Below are 15,632 nucleotides of genomic sequence, written 5' to 3' on the forward strand. Positions count from 1 at the left end.
CTGTCTTATTTTGCTGTTTGAGTAAATTTGAGTAGATTTTTAGAAGCGGTAAAATTACTCGTCCTACTGGTTTGTTGGTAGATAAATCCGGTTCTATGGATAAAGCGATCGCCCTGGGAAAACAATTAGCAGCGATGATTTCGGGAATTACCGAAGCTGACTTGTTTGTCTATGCCTTCGATACTATCGCCTATCCTGTCAAAGCTCAAGGTCGAGAATTGAGCGATTGGGAACGTGCTTTTAACAATATTCATGCGGGCGGTTCTACTAGTATAGGTTGTGCCTTGGAAGTTATGCGTAAAAAAAGACAACTAGTAGACCAAATCATTCTAGTTACTGATGAAGGGGAAAACAATGCTCCCTACTTTGACAAGGTTTATAAAACCTACTGTAGAGAATTAGCAGTGATGCCTAATGTGATTATTGTTCGAGTTGGAAGTTACTACAAGATGATTGAAAAACGAATGAAGGAACAACAAGCACCTGTAGAAACCTTTACTTTTTCGGGAGATTACTACAGCTTACCTAATCTGGTTCCTCTCATGACTCGTCCTTCACGTCTGGATTTACTGATGGAGATTCTGGATACTCCTCTACCTCTACGTAAGGATAAGTAGTAAGTAATAAGTAATAAGTTATAGCCTTTTTAAGGCTGGTGAGGTACAAAGGTTATCCTTTTGAGGCAGGAGGCTCCTCAGATCTTGCATTTTTACCCAAAGTTACTTGTGGTGGTTAAGTAATGAGTAATAAGTAATGAGTAATGAGTAAGAGAATTAATGCGATCGCGCTTAAAAATTGATTCTCCCTTGTCGGCCAATTTCTGTACTTTTGTTTTGGTGCAAGATATGAGGTACGGAGGCTCCGAGTTAGGTACAACCTCATGAGTCCTTTGAAATGCTATATTACTTATTTTCCTAGTAATTTCCTATTTTTTATATTTTATAAGTATTGTTAAATACAACAAACCCCTTCAAAATCCATGACTAACATCCATAATCTTCTCAACCAAATGGCTAGGGCGGAATCTCAACTGATAGATACTCAATTTATCGCTCCTTGTGTTAAAGGTGGTAAGGTCGTTACTAAGGTAGCAGGAATCATTTATACTTTTATTCCTAAACCTCGCGATTTCCAAGGTTGGGGTATTTTTCAACCTGAGAACCCTAAAATAGCTAATCTAATAGAAGAAGCTGATTTAGAACAAATTTCTGAATACTTACAACACTTTCCCACTATTCGTCTGCGCCTAGGCTATCCTCTGCAAAATCAAACCTGGTTAGCATATCCTGTCAATGAAGCTGATATGAAGCAACGGTTTAAACAGCTTAAACCAGTAATCGTACATTTAGTAAAGGAAGGTATAGCCTTTGAACAAATAATTGCTCGTTGGCAGGGTTACTCCTGTTGGTTTGAAGAAATTGATCGCTATGCTGACCTAGAAATTACTGAACATTTACAAAATGCCTTGAAAAATTTTACTCCTGTAAAAGATTTAGGTTTTTTAGGCATGACTCCCGAGATGCGATCGCTCTACAAATTGGTAACTCAAAACACCGAAGGCTTTAGCCAAACAGAAAGAGATGAACAACGATTACAACAAGCTCTTCAACGTGGTGGTGGCCAGTTACAACAGTTTTATGACCAAGGAAATTTCTGGACGGTGGAATGGACAACAGCCGACGGATATCACCATACCAGCGCCATTGCTAAAGATGATTTGACGGTGATTAGTTCTGGTATTTGTTTAAGTGGCTATGATCGCGATTTTGACTTGCAATCTCTAGTCGGTGTTATTGAAGGAGCAGAATAAGCCATGGATAAATTTTTTCATGAACAACTTTATCGTAGTTCTGAGGTAATGAAGAAGATTCAAGATTACCCTATCACTATTTGTGGTGCTGGGGCTTTAGGAGGTAATCTGGTAGAAAATCTGGCCCGTAGCGGTTTTGGTAAACTTACCGTGATAGACTGCGATCGCATTGATGAGCATAATCTTTCTACTCAACCTTACTATCGGAGTGATGTAGGTGCTTTCAAAGGGAAAATTTTATCTAATAATCTTTATCGCGCCTTGGGAACTAAAATTGAAGCCAAGACTAAGAAGTTGACTGCTACTAATGTTTCCTCTCTTATCAAAGATACGAAACTAATTGTAGATGTTTTTGATAATAGCGTTTCTCGTCAAGTTCTCCAAGATTATGCGGCTAAAACAGCTATTCCCTGTCTCCATGCTGGCTTAGCCTCCGACTATGCCGAGATCATCTGGAATGAAACTTATCAAGTTCCTAGCGATGTTAATGATGATGTATGTGACTATGCCTTAGCCCGTAATTTAGTGATGCTTACCGTAGCTGTAACGGCTGAGGTTATTATTTCTTGGATAGCTAAGGGTGAAAAGCGCGACTTTACCATAACTATTCAGGATTTACAAGTAATTAAGGTCTGATTCAGATCTTGCATCTTTACCCAAAGTTACTGGTTGTGGTTGAGTAATGAGTCTTGAAGTAATGAGTAATGAGTTAAAGAATTAATGCTAAACCCCTAGCAATACTGCGTAGGTTTTGGATTTTGACTTTTCTTTGAGGCAAGCAGAGGAGCTTCTGAGACCGAAGCAGGGAGAGGGATTTTCGGCTTTCTCCCCCGCCCCCTGCTCCGGTGCTCCCTTGCAGTCTCAACAGATAATCTTCTTAACCTAGCAGTATTGAAACCCCTAGGAGACAAAGATTATAGAGAATTAACCATAAAGAACATTTTTCCCTAAAAATTAGTACATAAGTACTGGTGCTAGTGATGTGAGTATAATATGCTTTTCCTACAACTTAATACCTAGAACTTGAGTATACTTACCTCTAGCCTGAGTTACTCCGATTGTGCGGCTAGAGGCTTCAATCATAGGGCGACGTAGACTAACTACAATAAACTGTGCCTGCAAGGCTTGATGTTTAATCATCTTAGCTAATTTCTCCACATTAGCGCCATCTAAAAACATATCCACTTCGTCAAAAGCATAAAATGGCGAAGGACGATATCTTTGTAAAGCAAAAATAAAACTCAATGCTGTGAGAGATTTTTCTCCTCCAGACATGGAACTTAATCGTTGTACTGGTTTACCCTTAGGATGGGCAATTAAATTCAAACCCCCATCAAAAGGATCATTAGCATTGTCTAATTGTAAATATCCATCCCCCTCTGAGAGGGTAGCAAAGATTTCTTGAAAGTTTTGATTAACAGCATCAAAGGCTTCTTGAAAAGCCTGTAGCCGCGCTGTGGTAAAGGTTTCTATTCTTAAGAGTAATTCGGTTCTCTCGGCTTCTAGGGTGGTGAGTTTCTCAGAAAGATTTTCTAAACGGTTTTGAGTTGTTTCATACTCTTCTAAAGCTAACATATTTACTGGTTCCATACTTTCAATACGTTTTTGTTGCGACTCAATCGCGGCTTGAATAGTTGCTAATTGTTCACTTTTGCTACCAGTAGATAGAGGAATTTCTGGTAGGGGTTGAGGTAGATTTGCTTCTAGATTGTGAATCTGGTTAGTTAATTCTTCTTTGTTTACTTCTTTTGTCTGTTTAGTTTCTCTTAACTTTGTTAGTTGCCAAGACATTTCTTGCTGCTGTTGAGTTAATTGTTTAACTGTTTCTTCAGCGCGATCGCGTTCTTGTTTCGCTGTGATTAACTCTTTAGATAGTTGGGCAATACCTGCTTCTATAGTAGCTATTTGTTGACTAATTTGTTCTATATTATTACTTATTGTTCCTTTCTCTTCTTCCCATTTTTGTTGTTGTCTTTTTCTTTGAGTAATATTTGTTTCTGCTTCACTTATTTTCTCTACTAACCGTTGACTTTGATTCTCTATATCTCTCAGTTCATTTTCAACCTTACTAACTTCTTGATTTTTTAAGGCCAATTCTGCTTCTTGATTTTTAATTATATTTTGCCAATGCTGCCACTGTTTATGTACTTCTGAACCTTCTAAACTTTTTAAATACTCTTGTTGCTTCTGGTTTTGGGTTTCTAACTCAGTAATTAGCTTATTTAGTTCTTGTAATTGGTGAGTTTTTTCTTTTAATTCTGCTTCATCTTTAGTTAGATTATCTGTTAACTGTTGTCTTTTTAACAGTAATTGTTGACATTCTTTAGTTAATTGTTCTTGTTTGAGTTGCTGAGTTAATTGTTGCTGTCTTAAATTACTAAAATTCTGCTTCAAATTAGCTATTTTTTCGGTTTCTGTATTGATTACCCCTTGATTTTTAGTCAGAATTGCTTCTATTTCTCCTAGACGTTGGCGTAAATTAACAATTACCTCTGATTCTTGGTTACTAACTGTACCAAAATGTAGAGAATTTCGTTGAGATTGACTGCCTCCAGTCATAGCGCCACTAGTTTCTAAAATTTCACCAGTTAAAGTAACTATGCGATATTGACCTAAAAAACGGCGGGCAGTTTCGATATCTTCAAAGACTACAGTATTCCCAAAAACATAGGCAAATATATTTTTATATATCCCTTCACACTCGATTAAATTAACTGCTAAATCAATATAACCAGGTACATTTCTCAAAGCATTAATATTTACTGCATAAGGGGGTTTAATTTTATTCAATGGCAAAAAAGTTGCTCTCCCCCCTCTTTTTTCTTTTAATATTTGAATACCAGTTGCTGCTACTTGGTCATTATCTACCACCAAATAACCAAGACGTCCACCTCCGGCAATTTCTAAGGCTAATTGATATTTTGGTTCAACTATGCCTAATTGGACAACTAAGCCGTGAACTCCTGCTAGTTTACTTTCCATAATTAAGTTACTAGCATAAGTACCTTGTGCCTCTTGTTGTGCCTCTTGTTGGGCTTCTAACCTGTCCAATTTTCGCATATTTTCTCTTTGTTCTTTTGTTAGTCTCAGATTAGTTTCTTCAGCTATTTTTAATGAATTTTCAGCTACACTAATATCTTGGGCTAGAGATTGTAAGTACCCTTCACTGAGACTTAATTGACTCTCAATATGGTCGGTTTCGGTTTGCTTTGTAATTAACTCAGTAGCAAGATCATTAAGACTTTCTTGATTTTCTCTTATTTTAGTTTGTAATTGTTGGCATCTTTCTGTATCTCTAGCGGCAATTTTATGATGATTGTTTAATTCTGTTTGCAGTGTAGTTATTTGAGTACTAAATTCACTTTGTTTCAAGATTAATTGTTCTGAATCTTGTGCTAATTCGTTGATTTTTTGTTGATTGACTCGAATCTCCTCTTGGATTTGTTGTTGATTTTGGCGCAGTTGAGGAAGTTGATTCGTTATCAATACTTGTTTTTGTTGCTGTAATTTTTCTAACTCGTTTCGATATATAGTTATTTGTTCTGTTTGAGAGACAATTGATTTTTCTGTGGTGCTAATATTTTCTTGTAATTCTTGGTAGCGTTGCTGATTTTGTTCTAGTTTAGCTTTGGTTTCTACTAGAGTGGTAGTGAGAGATAATTGTTCATCTTCACCCAAGGTTTTAACACGTTGATTTAACTTGGTTAATTGTTGATTAGCTGTTTCTATTTCTTGGTGGAGATTGGTTATATTTGTTTCTGTTTGAGTTATTTTATCCGTAAGAGATGTTATTTCTGTTTCCAGTAGCTGCTGCTTTTCTTGTAGGAGTTGCCAGTGAAGGACGATTTCCCATTGACGTTTTTCTTGAAGATTCTGTTTAAGTTGTTGATATTTTTCCGCTTTGATTTTGTCTGCGGCGAGGCGATCGCGCACTTTGATTAATTCCTGTTCAATAATGCGGGATTTTTCTTCGGTTTCTCTCACTTCTGTGAGGGTTTGTTTTGTTTTCTCAATTTTGCGGTCAAATTCAGCTACTCCTGCTAATTCATCAATGATTTCTCTTCTTTCTCGGGAATTCATGGTGATGATTCTGGTAACATCTCCTTGGAGTACCACATTATAACCTTCGGGATATATACGTAGGCGATTTAATTGTTGATGCAACTCACTCAAATTACAGGCTTCTTCATTGATATAGTAACTAGAGGTGTAGCTACCACTTGGAGTTACTCTTAAACGTCTAGTTACTTTCCAAGCTTCAGTAGCCATATCTCCCTCTAAATCGCTTAAATCAAAGGTAACTGAGACTCCAGCTTCTACACTCTTGCGTTGATTACTCTGATTATGATTAACTAAATCAGGTAAACGTTCGGCGCGCATACCTTTTGAACTAGCTAAGCCTAAGCAAAATAACAGTGCATCTAGTATATTAGATTTTCCTGAACCATTTGGCCCAGAAATAACCGTAAATTCTGGAAAAAAAGGAACTTTCGTAGTTCCTCCAAAAGATTTAAAATTAAATAGTTCGATTTTACTGATATGAACCATAGATTATAGGTAGTTATAAAAGTAGTTTTGTAACTACTTAGGCAAGAAGAAACTAATCAAGATAATTAGCAACAGACAAAAAGCCACAGCAATAAATCTATTATCACGAGTATTTACTTCTGTTGGGGGTAATTCTGGTTGAGACTTAGGTTTAATAGGTACACTGCCACGTTGACGACGAAATTCTGGTTCACTTTCAGCCACAGTAGTTAAATCAGGAATTTCACTCATCCATTCTCGTGGTCGATTTAAACGGGGTGCTTTAAGTATGTATAGTAGGCTTTGAGTTTTTTCGCGAATATATTGATGGGGATGATTTAGTAATTGTTCACTTAAGGCGATCGCCTCGTCGGTTTTTTGTGCTGCTTGATAGGCACTTACTAACCAAAGGTTAACCTCCCCTCCTATTTTAGTCCTTAATGCTACTAATTCTTTTGCTTGCTCTAAATTTTTGATACTCAGGGCATATTGACCCCTTTCTAAGGCGTCGATGCCTGCTTGGTAGTGAAGTTTAAATTGTTCTTTTTCTGAGGTTAAATCCACTCTTAACTTTTATACTATCGATGGTTTTTTTGGTTTTACAATATTTTAACATTATAAAAGTTAGGGCGTATCGGGAAGCGGATCTCCTCAGATCTTGCATCTCTATCCAAAGTTACTGGTTGAGGTAGGAAGTAATGAGTAATAAGTAATGAGTAATGAGTTGTGAAGTAAATTTTTAAGTATTTATACTTATTTTTTGAGGGCAAAAATGCTTTTAGGTACGAAATAAATGAATTTTTCTTCAAGGTAAATTAGTACAAAAGTTCTAGTGCAAGATCTAAGATCTCCCAGGAGACCGCCTGTTCGGTTTGATCATGTAGAATGAGAGTTATATACTGCCAATCATACTTTTTCTTATGGCTAAACCTTCTGTACCCAGGATTCAATACTTGCGAGTACAAAACTATCGGGCTTTACATGACCTCAAACTAGAAAAAATAACTCCCCTAACAGTGTTTCTTGGTCCTAATGGTAGTGGTAAATCAACAATTTTTGATGTATTTGCTTTTTTATCCGAGTGTTTTACATTTGGCTTGGGGAAAGCTTGGGATAGACGAGGTAGATTCAAAGAATTAAGAACTAGAGGAGAACAAGGATATATAACCATAGAACTAAAATACAGAGAAAAAGTCAAATCTCCTCTGATCACATATCACTTGGCTATCGATGAAGTTAATAATCGTCCTGTTGTTGCTGAAGAATGGCTGCAATGGAAGAGGGGAAAATATGGTAAGCCCTTTCGTTTTTTAGATTTCAGAGCGGGAGAAGGAAAAGTAGTCAGTGGTGAAATGCCAGATGCAGAAGACGATAAAATCTCAGAAAAACTAGAATCACCAGAATTTTTAGCAGTTAGTACTTTAGGACAATTTGCCAGACATCCTCGTGTTAGTGCTTTAAGACATTTTATTACAGGCTGGTATTTATCTTATTTAACGGCAGATAACACTCGCAATCAACCGGAAGCAGGTGTACAAGAGAGATTATCTGCCACTGGAGATAACCTTCCTAATGTTATTCAATATCTTAAAGAACAGCATTCAGACAGGTTAAACAAAATACTCACCCACCTTTCTCAACGTATACCTAGATTAGAAAAAGTAGAAGCCTCAATTATGCCCGATGGAAGGCTATTATTACAAATTAAAGATGCACCTTTTAAACAGCCGATTTTAGCTAAATTTGCCTCTGATGGAACTTTAAAAATGTTAGCTTATTTAATCGTACTATATGACCCTAATCCTCCTCAACTAGTAGGTATAGAAGAACCAGAAAACCATCTTCATCCTCGTCTTTTACCAGAATTAGCAGAAGAATGTCGTGCCGCTTCTGCTAACACTCAATTAATGGTCACAACTCATTCTCCTTTTTTTGTTGATGGTTTAAAACCAGAGGAAGTATGGGTACTATATCGCGATGAAAAAGGTTTCACTAAAGCGAAAAGAACTTCAGATATGGAGGGGGTTAAAGAATTTATTGAAAATGGAGCACTCTTGGGTCAACTATGGACAGAAGATTACTTTACGGTTGGTAATATATATAGTTAACTTGGAGTAAAAAGAGTGCATTTAGAGTTGTTAGTTGAAGAAGCTTCTGCTAAAGAATGTCTACAAAATATATTACCAAAAATTCTTCCTCCAAAAATAACCTATAGAATTCATAGCTTTCGTGGTAAGTCAGATTTAATCAAAAAGTTGCCAGATCGTCTTAAAGGATATAAAACTTGGATTCCTGAAGACTATAGAATTATAGTTCTTGTGGATAAAGATAATGATGATTGTTTAAAACTTAAACAAGAACTAGAAAATATAGCAAACGAAGCTGGATTCATTACTAAATCAAACCGCAAAAATCAACAGTCTTTTCAATTACTAAACAGAATTATTGTAGAAGAATTAGAAGCATGGTTTTTTGGAGACATTAATGCTATTCATTCAGCATATCCTAAAATAGATCCCAATTTAGGAAAGAAACAACCATATAGAAAACCTGACACAATTAAGAATACTTGGGAAGCTTTAGAAAAGGTTTTGCAAAAAAAAAGATATCATCAAGGTGGTTTAGAGAAAGTTAAAGCCGCTAGAGAAATTAGTAAATATATGACTCCTACAAAAAACTCGTCACCAAGTTTTATGGCTTTTTATTTTGGTTTATTAACAATAATCAAATAATGATAGAGTGATCATTAAACTTTGAGCGATCGCCCTTTTGAGTAATGAGTAATGAGTAATGAGCAATGAGTAATGAGTAAATACCCTCATCAATGGAGCTATCCTTTATAAACATCTTTCTTAATATAAAACTTGACAAAAACTATAACTTGTGTATTAGTGCTTTTTCGGATTTTGTTTGCAAAAATAATGTATAAAAAAATACATTATTTGGCGAATTAAGTAATTTTACTTAAAATTTCTCCCCTTCTCCCCCTCTCCCCTTCTCCCCTTCTCCCCTTCTCCCCCTCTCCCCTTCTCCCCCTCTCCCCCTCTCCCCCTCTCTCACTTTGGGTTAACTCTGATTTTTCATTGCTATATATAAAAAAAATTTGTAATATTTAATTAGCTCACTTCCTTGGTCATGGAACAAAATGAAAAATCCACGAACAATACTGGTCATTGCTAACTCAGAAGAAGACGACATCGCTTATCAGCAGCAATTCCAACAGGACAGAAATATTAACTACAACATCTTATTAGGGCGAATTGATCCTCATTTACCTGTTTTATCTGAATCGACGTTGAAACTAGATGGGATTCTTTTAGATCTTGAATCATCCCAGACTAGAAGCGTGGAACTTCTACGTCAATTGAAAGAACAAACAGATGCGCCAGTGATTGTGGTTGATAGTGGCGATACGGAAGTGGCGATACAAGCATTTAAGCATGGAGCAGATGACTATTTAGTCAAAGACCGAGTGAGTCCAGCCGATTTACGTTTGGCTATGCGAACGGCGATAGAAAATGCGGAATTAAAACGAAAGTTGCAGCAAAGCCAGGAAACCTTTCTAACTTCCATTGAAAACATGCTGGACTGCTTTGGTATTTTTTCAGCTATGCGGGATGAGTTGGGGCAAATTGTGGATTTTCGCATTGACTATCTCAATGCCGCTGCCTGCGAAAACAACCAAATGCCCAAAGAGATGCAGATTGGGCGGGGACTGTGCGAAATTTTGCCTGCCCATCGGGATTCGGGACTATTTGATGACTACTGTAGGGTGGTGAATACGGGAGAGCCTCTCATTAAAGAGTCGTTGGTTTATGACGATGTGTTTGTTGGCCGCCGCTTGATTCGGGCCTTTGATATTCGCGCCAGCAAATTGAATGACGGTTTTGTAGCCTCTTGGCGGGATGTGACCCAACGCAAACAAATGGAGTTGGAACTGACCCAGACAGTTGCGGATCTCCAGGCCAGCCAACAATACAATCGAGACCTAGCGGAAGCTATGCCTCAGATAGTTTGGACAGCAGACTCCACCGGAGCAGTGAACTACTGGAATCAAGCCTGGTACGATTATACGGGTCTAAGTGAAGCAGTCTCCCTAGCGATGGGGGGAATAATCATGGTACACCCTGAAGAGCGAGACCTTGTCCTCAACAAGTGGTATGACGCAATAAATCATGGAGAGTTCTTTGAAATCGAGTATCGTATTCAGAATCGGGAGAGGGAATATCGCTGGTTCATTTGCCGAGCCACCCCCACTCGCAATAGTCAGGGAGAAATTACAGGCTGGATTGGCACTATTACTGATATTGATCAACAAAAGCAAACAGCCCTCGCCTTAGAAAAAAACCAGGAGCGGCTTGAGCTGGCCATGAAAGCAGCCAGCATGGGCAGTTGGGACTGGAATATTCAAACAGGGGAAGTACACTGGTCCAAAAACCTAGAAAACCTGTTTGGCATGTCTCCTGGAAGTTTTGATGGCCGCTACGAAACTGTACTAGCCATGATACATCCAGAGGATTTACCTAGGGTTGAACAGGCTATTCACTCGGCTCTCTATAACCGCGAAGCATACAACATTGAATTTCGCTTGATCAAACCCGATGGCAACCAGCGCTGGGCATTGGGGCTGGGGCGCGTTTTCTACGACGATAGGGGCAACCCGGTAATGATGACAGGGGTGGACAGAGATATTACAGAAAGTAAACAGGCAGAACTCGCACTTCGCAACAGCGAACGTAGATATCGTTCCCTCGTTGAAGCTACGACAGACATTATCTGGAACACCGAGGGCAACCAGGGGCAATTTACAACGGAACAGCCTAGCTGGAGCGCCTTTACAGGGCAAAGCTTCGATGAATTAAAAGATTGGGGCTGGCTAAATGCAGTACATCCTGAGGATCAAAAGAAAGCAAGGGATGCTTGTATGACTGCCTTGGAAACCGGAAAGCTCTCAAAGGTGGAGTATCGCTTGCGGAGGCAGGATGGGGTGTATCGTCAGATGCAGGTGCAAGCTGTGCCTATCTGTGAAGAAAATGGTAGGATTTTGGAGTGGCTCGGAGTTCATAGGGATTTAACGGATTCTAAACAGGCAGAAGCAGCGATCGCGAACAATGAATCTCGACTACAGGGGTTTGTTGAAGCCAATGTTGTGGGAATTCTCTACGGCGACATTCATGGAAATATTTACGCCGCCAATGATGAGCTATTGAGAATTATCGGTTATACCCAAGAGGATGTTCGCTCAGGGTGTCTCCGCTGGATTGATATTACTCCTTCTGAATATCTGCCCCAGGATGCCCTGGGCATCGCCGAAGCTCGTACCCATGGAGCCTGCACCCCCTATGAAAAAGAATACATCCGTAAAGATGGTAGCCGGGTTCCAATACTGATTGGCTACAGCCTGGTGGGTGAGGCTAGAGAAGAAACAGTCGTCTTTGTGCTGGATTTGAGCTCTCGCAAACAGGCAGAATTACAACTGCAAGATTCTCAAGCTCGTTTGCATTTGGCCATGCAGGTTACAGGTTTTGCCATGGTTCAAATAGATTACATTACCAACACGGTCACCCTATCCCCAGAAGCGGCAGCCCTCTATGGACTATCCCCCAATCAATTAATCATTTCCCGTGAGCAACTTCATGGCACCTTCCATCCTGAAGACCGTGCTCAATTGAAAGAGCGCATTAAAGAGATTCTCAATCCAGCAGGAAGGGGTTGGTTTTCTCAGGATCACCGCATCTTGTCTAAGAATGGTGAGGTGAGATGGCTGACTGTTCGTAAACAGGTGTTTTTTGATCACTCAAGTTCTCCCCCTCAACCCCTTTATGGCATTTTAGTGGCACTCGATATTACTGAGCGCAAACAGGCTGAACTAGAACGTTTGCGCCTCTTGCAGCAAGAGAAAGCCGCCAGAGCAGAAGCTGAACGAATCAATCGCATCAAAGATGGGTTTCTAGCTATTCTTTCCCATGAATTGCGCTCTCCCCTTAACCCGATTCTAGGCTGGGCAAACCTTTTACAAAAACGTACCTTTGACCCGGCGACAACGGCCCAAGCCTTAGCGACTATTGAGCGCAACGCTAAACTCCAAACCCGACTGATTGATGATTTGTTAGATGTTGCTAAGATTATACAGGGCAAACTAATCATGGACATGGCAAGCGTTGATTTAGCCGTTGTGATCGAATCGGCGATTAATACCATGAGACCTACAGCCTCGGCTAAGTCAATCCAACTGCATTATGTACTCCCCCAGGTGGGAAGGATATGGGGAGATTCAGTGCGACTTCAGCAGATCATCTGGAATTTGTTATCCAATGCTATTAAGTTCACTCCCAGAGATGGAAGGGTTGATATTATCCTGGAAGAGGTGGACAAGGAGGTACAAGTTACCGTCAGCGACACGGGAAAAGGAATTGATCCCGATTTTATCCCCTATTTGTTTGAATCCTTCCGCCAAGAAAATACCTCAACCACTCGAAAATTTGGGGGATTGGGATTGGGACTGGCGATTGTTCGTTATTTAGTTGAAGCTCACGGAGGAACCATAGCTGCTGAAAGCCCCGGTGAAGGGCAGGGGGCAACCTTTACTATTCAATTTCCTCGAATGGATATTGAACCAAAGGAACAACCATCGAACCCACACCTCGAACAAATTATTGATTTAACGGACATTCGAGTCTTGGCCATTGATGATGAACCCGATGCCCGCGAGTTATTAACTATGGTATTGACTATATATGGAGCCAAAGTTTTAACGGTGACCTCGGCCACTGAAGTGTTAACAGCCTTGGAGTCGTTTCAACCCGATATTTTAATCAGTGACATTGGTATGCCAGATGTGGATGGCTATAGTTTGATTGAGCAAATCCGAGCCTTGCCTCCAGAACAGGGTGGACAAATTCCCGCAATTGCCTTGACTGCCTACGCTAGGCAAGAAGACTACCAACAAGCTATTGCCAGTGGCTTTCAACAGCAGGTATCCAAACCCCTGGAACCTGACCAACTGCTGCAAGCTGTAGTAACTATTGTCCGTGGGTTGTAATAGAATTTAGGGCGTACGGCGAAGCGCTAGGCACGAGATCCCCTGTTTGCTTTGATCTAAGTAGAATAATAGTTATCCCGCATTTCTCACAAAAAGAGCGATCGCTCTTCGCCACTTCGAGATCCCCTGAATCAAAAATTAGAATTAATAAGGATACTAAAAAAGTTCTTTGATAACCTCTTTTATATCCTTATCAGGAGGACGTTTAGTAAATTGTTGATGATTATAAATCCATAAAGGCTTGATAATTTTTTCCTCTTCATTAACCAAATACATAATTCTAATTTGACCTGATGCACCCTTAGCAATCACTATAACTAATTTATAAAATCTCCATTCTTCAGGTAATTTCAAACCACTTGGTACAGGCTCAGACCTGGCTTGAGGCGGATAAGGATTGAGAATTAGTTCTTCTAAATATTTACTAATCTCATTAATAAAATTATTTTTCTGAACTTGAGATTTATAATATTTAACTAGTTTTTTTAAACTTCTCTCAAAATTTGCTGATTTCTCAAGCGAGTAAGGAGTTGAGCCAGTCATTAACTTCTCCTTGTTTTATATATTCTGGTTCTTTTTTGGAGCTAATTTCCTCTTTTAAAATATGAAAAATTAACCCCTCATAATGAGGATGACTTTGTTCAATTTCTCTGAGTTTTTCTTCTCCTAATAATCGCATATCTTCTAATAAAATCGGTTCAGTAGAACTAGCAGAACTTGGTAAACCTTTTCTAGCTTTTCGCCAAGGAAATTCTAAATGAGTTAAATCGCTTAAATCATAAGCATGATACTCACCAAAATATAGCCACACTTCTTCTAAAACGGCTTTAACTTCTTCTTTGATATATTCTGGAGTAGGAATTGGTAACTGTTGAGCTTCAAACTCACTATAAAAACGATAGGCAGGAGGACAAACAGGACCATATCGCCAAGCTTGAATTTCCTCGGCGAATAACGGTTCATCAAAAAGAGCTAAATATAAACATTGACTATAGTAGAGAAGTTTTTGGAGTTTCATATTAGTCATTTGGTATTCTCTACCATCTTCGTAAGCCCTAATGATAAAGTATTTGGCTGCTGCTAGGGGACTAACCATCAGATTTACCTCTGATTTGTTTTATAGTTCTTAGTTTAATTGTAACCGACCCATACGCACTTCAAAAAAAATACCAAAACAAGAAAGGTAAATAGACCTAATGAAGTTCAAGTTTAAGCTTGTTGTCACCCCGTCAGGTTGATAACTCGATGTAAATCTAGAACAGGAGGTGCTACAGAAGTTTGGGTAAGCATAGCGTGAACTTGACCACGGTGATGAGTTTGGTGATTAAAAAAATGGACAACTACCAGAGAAATTAAATCAGATAATTAATAGTAAATATATAACATTGATGAAGCTTTAATTGAATTGATTTAATTGATAATAGTTGCGAGGGTCATAGGGATCTTCGTATTTTTCCTTTTGTTGATTTTTAGAAACGTAAGTATCAGCAATCCATCCTTCAATTTTAGGCGATTCAACTAAACGAATGTGATACCACAAATCTCCTTGATTATTATAAGCTTGCTCTAAAATCATGACTTTGTTGCCAACATTTCCCATCCCAATTGCTGATTGTTCTAAATTTGGTTGTGGGTAAATATTAATAGTGGAACTATCAGCAGAAATAAGAGTTCCTTCTAAAATAGCAAAGACTGGTATAGTGGTAATTAACCACAATGTTACTGCTATTAATACTTGAATAAATACTAAGTTTTTTCGTTTCATAAAAAAATTATATATTTTTCAGTTTGATTAGGTAAACAGATTCATCCATAATAAAAGGAGGAGGGAACAGAAAATCTCCCTCATCCTTCCTAGGAATTACTATGGTTATTTGTGAAATATATAAGGGTATAACCTGAAAAACAAAGTTACTTTTGATTAAATTGTTTTATGGCATTTTCAAAAGAATCTTGAGCTTGTTGAAAGCCTTCGTATAATTGATCTACACTTTGTTGATATTGTTCTTGAGCTTGTTTTAAACTCTGATTAAGTTGTTCAAGACCTTGTTTGTACTGTTCTTGAGCTTGTTCAAAAGTTTGTTTAGACTGTTCTACTCCAGAAGTATACTGCTCTTTTGCTTGGTCAAAAGTCTGAGTTAGTTGGTCAAAATACTGAGCATCTTGTTGTGCTGCTTGAGCAAGATTAGGCATGATTGTGACTGCCAATACTAAACTTAACACTAAAGAGAAAAAACTACGCATATTCATCAA

At 38.5% G+C, this 15,632-nt stretch carries 13 protein-coding genes; 6 read left to right on the forward strand and 7 right to left on the reverse strand.

All coding sequences use genetic code 11. From position 1 onward, the window contains the following. The first annotated feature begins 71 nt into the window (after positions 1–71). From MW688_RS02395 to MW688_RS02405, 3 genes are all read left to right on the forward strand, one after another. A complete protein-coding gene (locus MW688_RS02395; RefSeq protein ID WP_486734316.1) occupies positions 72–617 on the forward strand; it encodes a hypothetical protein in 546 nt (181 codons plus the stop codon). Between the two features lie 362 nt (positions 618–979). Beyond that, a complete protein-coding gene (locus MW688_RS02400; RefSeq protein ID WP_486734317.1) occupies positions 980–1,810 on the forward strand; it encodes a hypothetical protein in 831 nt (276 codons plus the stop codon). A 3-nt stretch (positions 1,811–1,813) separates the two neighbouring features. Next, entirely contained in the window at positions 1,814–2,446 is a 633-nt protein-coding gene (locus MW688_RS02405) for a HesA/MoeB/ThiF family protein (RefSeq protein ID WP_486734318.1), read from the forward strand. Positions 2,447–2,812: 366 nt separating this feature from the next. On the opposite strand, the gene smc is transcribed toward MW688_RS02405, so the two are convergent. Then, positions 2,813–6,358 (reverse strand): chromosome segregation protein SMC, encoded by a 3,546-nt coding sequence (gene smc / locus MW688_RS02410; RefSeq protein WP_486734319.1) that lies wholly within the window; start codon positions 6,356–6,358, stop codon positions 2,813–2,815. Positions 6,359–6,391: 33 nt separating this feature from the next. Beyond that, a complete protein-coding gene (locus MW688_RS02415; RefSeq protein WP_486734320.1) occupies positions 6,392–6,901 on the reverse strand; it encodes a tetratricopeptide repeat protein in 510 nt (169 codons plus the stop codon). 356 nt (positions 6,902–7,257) lie between these two features. Between MW688_RS02415 and MW688_RS02420 the strand changes: the two genes are divergently transcribed. From MW688_RS02420 to MW688_RS02430, 3 genes are all read left to right on the forward strand, one after another. After that, positions 7,258–8,445, forward strand: coding sequence for an AAA family ATPase (locus MW688_RS02420; RefSeq protein ID WP_486734321.1), 1,188 nt, complete (start codon positions 7,258–7,260; stop codon positions 8,443–8,445). A 15-nt stretch (positions 8,446–8,460) separates the two neighbouring features. Next, positions 8,461–9,069, forward strand: a complete 609-nt coding sequence (locus tag MW688_RS02425; protein ID WP_486734322.1) for a DUF4276 family protein — start codon at positions 8,461–8,463, stop codon at positions 9,067–9,069. A 413-nt stretch (positions 9,070–9,482) separates the two neighbouring features. Next, positions 9,483–13,379, forward strand: a complete 3,897-nt coding sequence (locus MW688_RS02430; protein WP_486734323.1) for a PAS domain-containing protein — start codon at positions 9,483–9,485, stop codon at positions 13,377–13,379. Between the two features lie 156 nt (positions 13,380–13,535). Here the strand turns inward: MW688_RS02430 and MW688_RS02435 are convergent, their stop codons facing one another. From MW688_RS02435 to MW688_RS02455, 5 genes are all read right to left on the reverse strand, one after another. Further along, positions 13,536–13,922 (reverse strand): type II toxin-antitoxin system RelE family toxin, encoded by a 387-nt coding sequence (locus MW688_RS02435; protein WP_486734324.1) that lies wholly within the window; start codon positions 13,920–13,922, stop codon positions 13,536–13,538. Further along, positions 13,894–14,475 carry a Panacea domain-containing protein gene (locus tag MW688_RS02440; protein WP_486734325.1) on the reverse strand — a complete coding sequence of 194 codons (582 nt, stop codon included), beginning with the start codon at positions 14,473–14,475 and terminating at the stop codon, positions 13,894–13,896. The genes MW688_RS02435 and MW688_RS02440 overlap by 29 nt, the downstream gene beginning before the upstream one ends. A 125-nt stretch (positions 14,476–14,600) precedes the next feature. Then, complete coding sequence (locus MW688_RS02445) at positions 14,601–14,732, reverse strand: DinB family protein (RefSeq protein ID WP_486734343.1); 132 nt, start codon at positions 14,730–14,732, stop codon at positions 14,601–14,603. 43 nt (positions 14,733–14,775) lie between these two features. Then, positions 14,776–15,144 carry an SH3 domain-containing protein gene (locus MW688_RS02450; protein WP_486734326.1) on the reverse strand — a complete coding sequence of 123 codons (369 nt, stop codon included), beginning with the start codon at positions 15,142–15,144 and terminating at the stop codon, positions 14,776–14,778. A gap of 146 nt (positions 15,145–15,290) precedes the next feature. After that, on the reverse strand, positions 15,291–15,629 hold the full coding sequence (locus MW688_RS02455) for a hypothetical protein (RefSeq protein WP_486734327.1): 339 nt from the start codon (positions 15,627–15,629) through the stop codon (positions 15,291–15,293). Between the last annotated feature and the right edge of the window lie 3 nt (positions 15,630–15,632).

This window comes from Johannesbaptistia floridana, assembly GCF_057440575.1.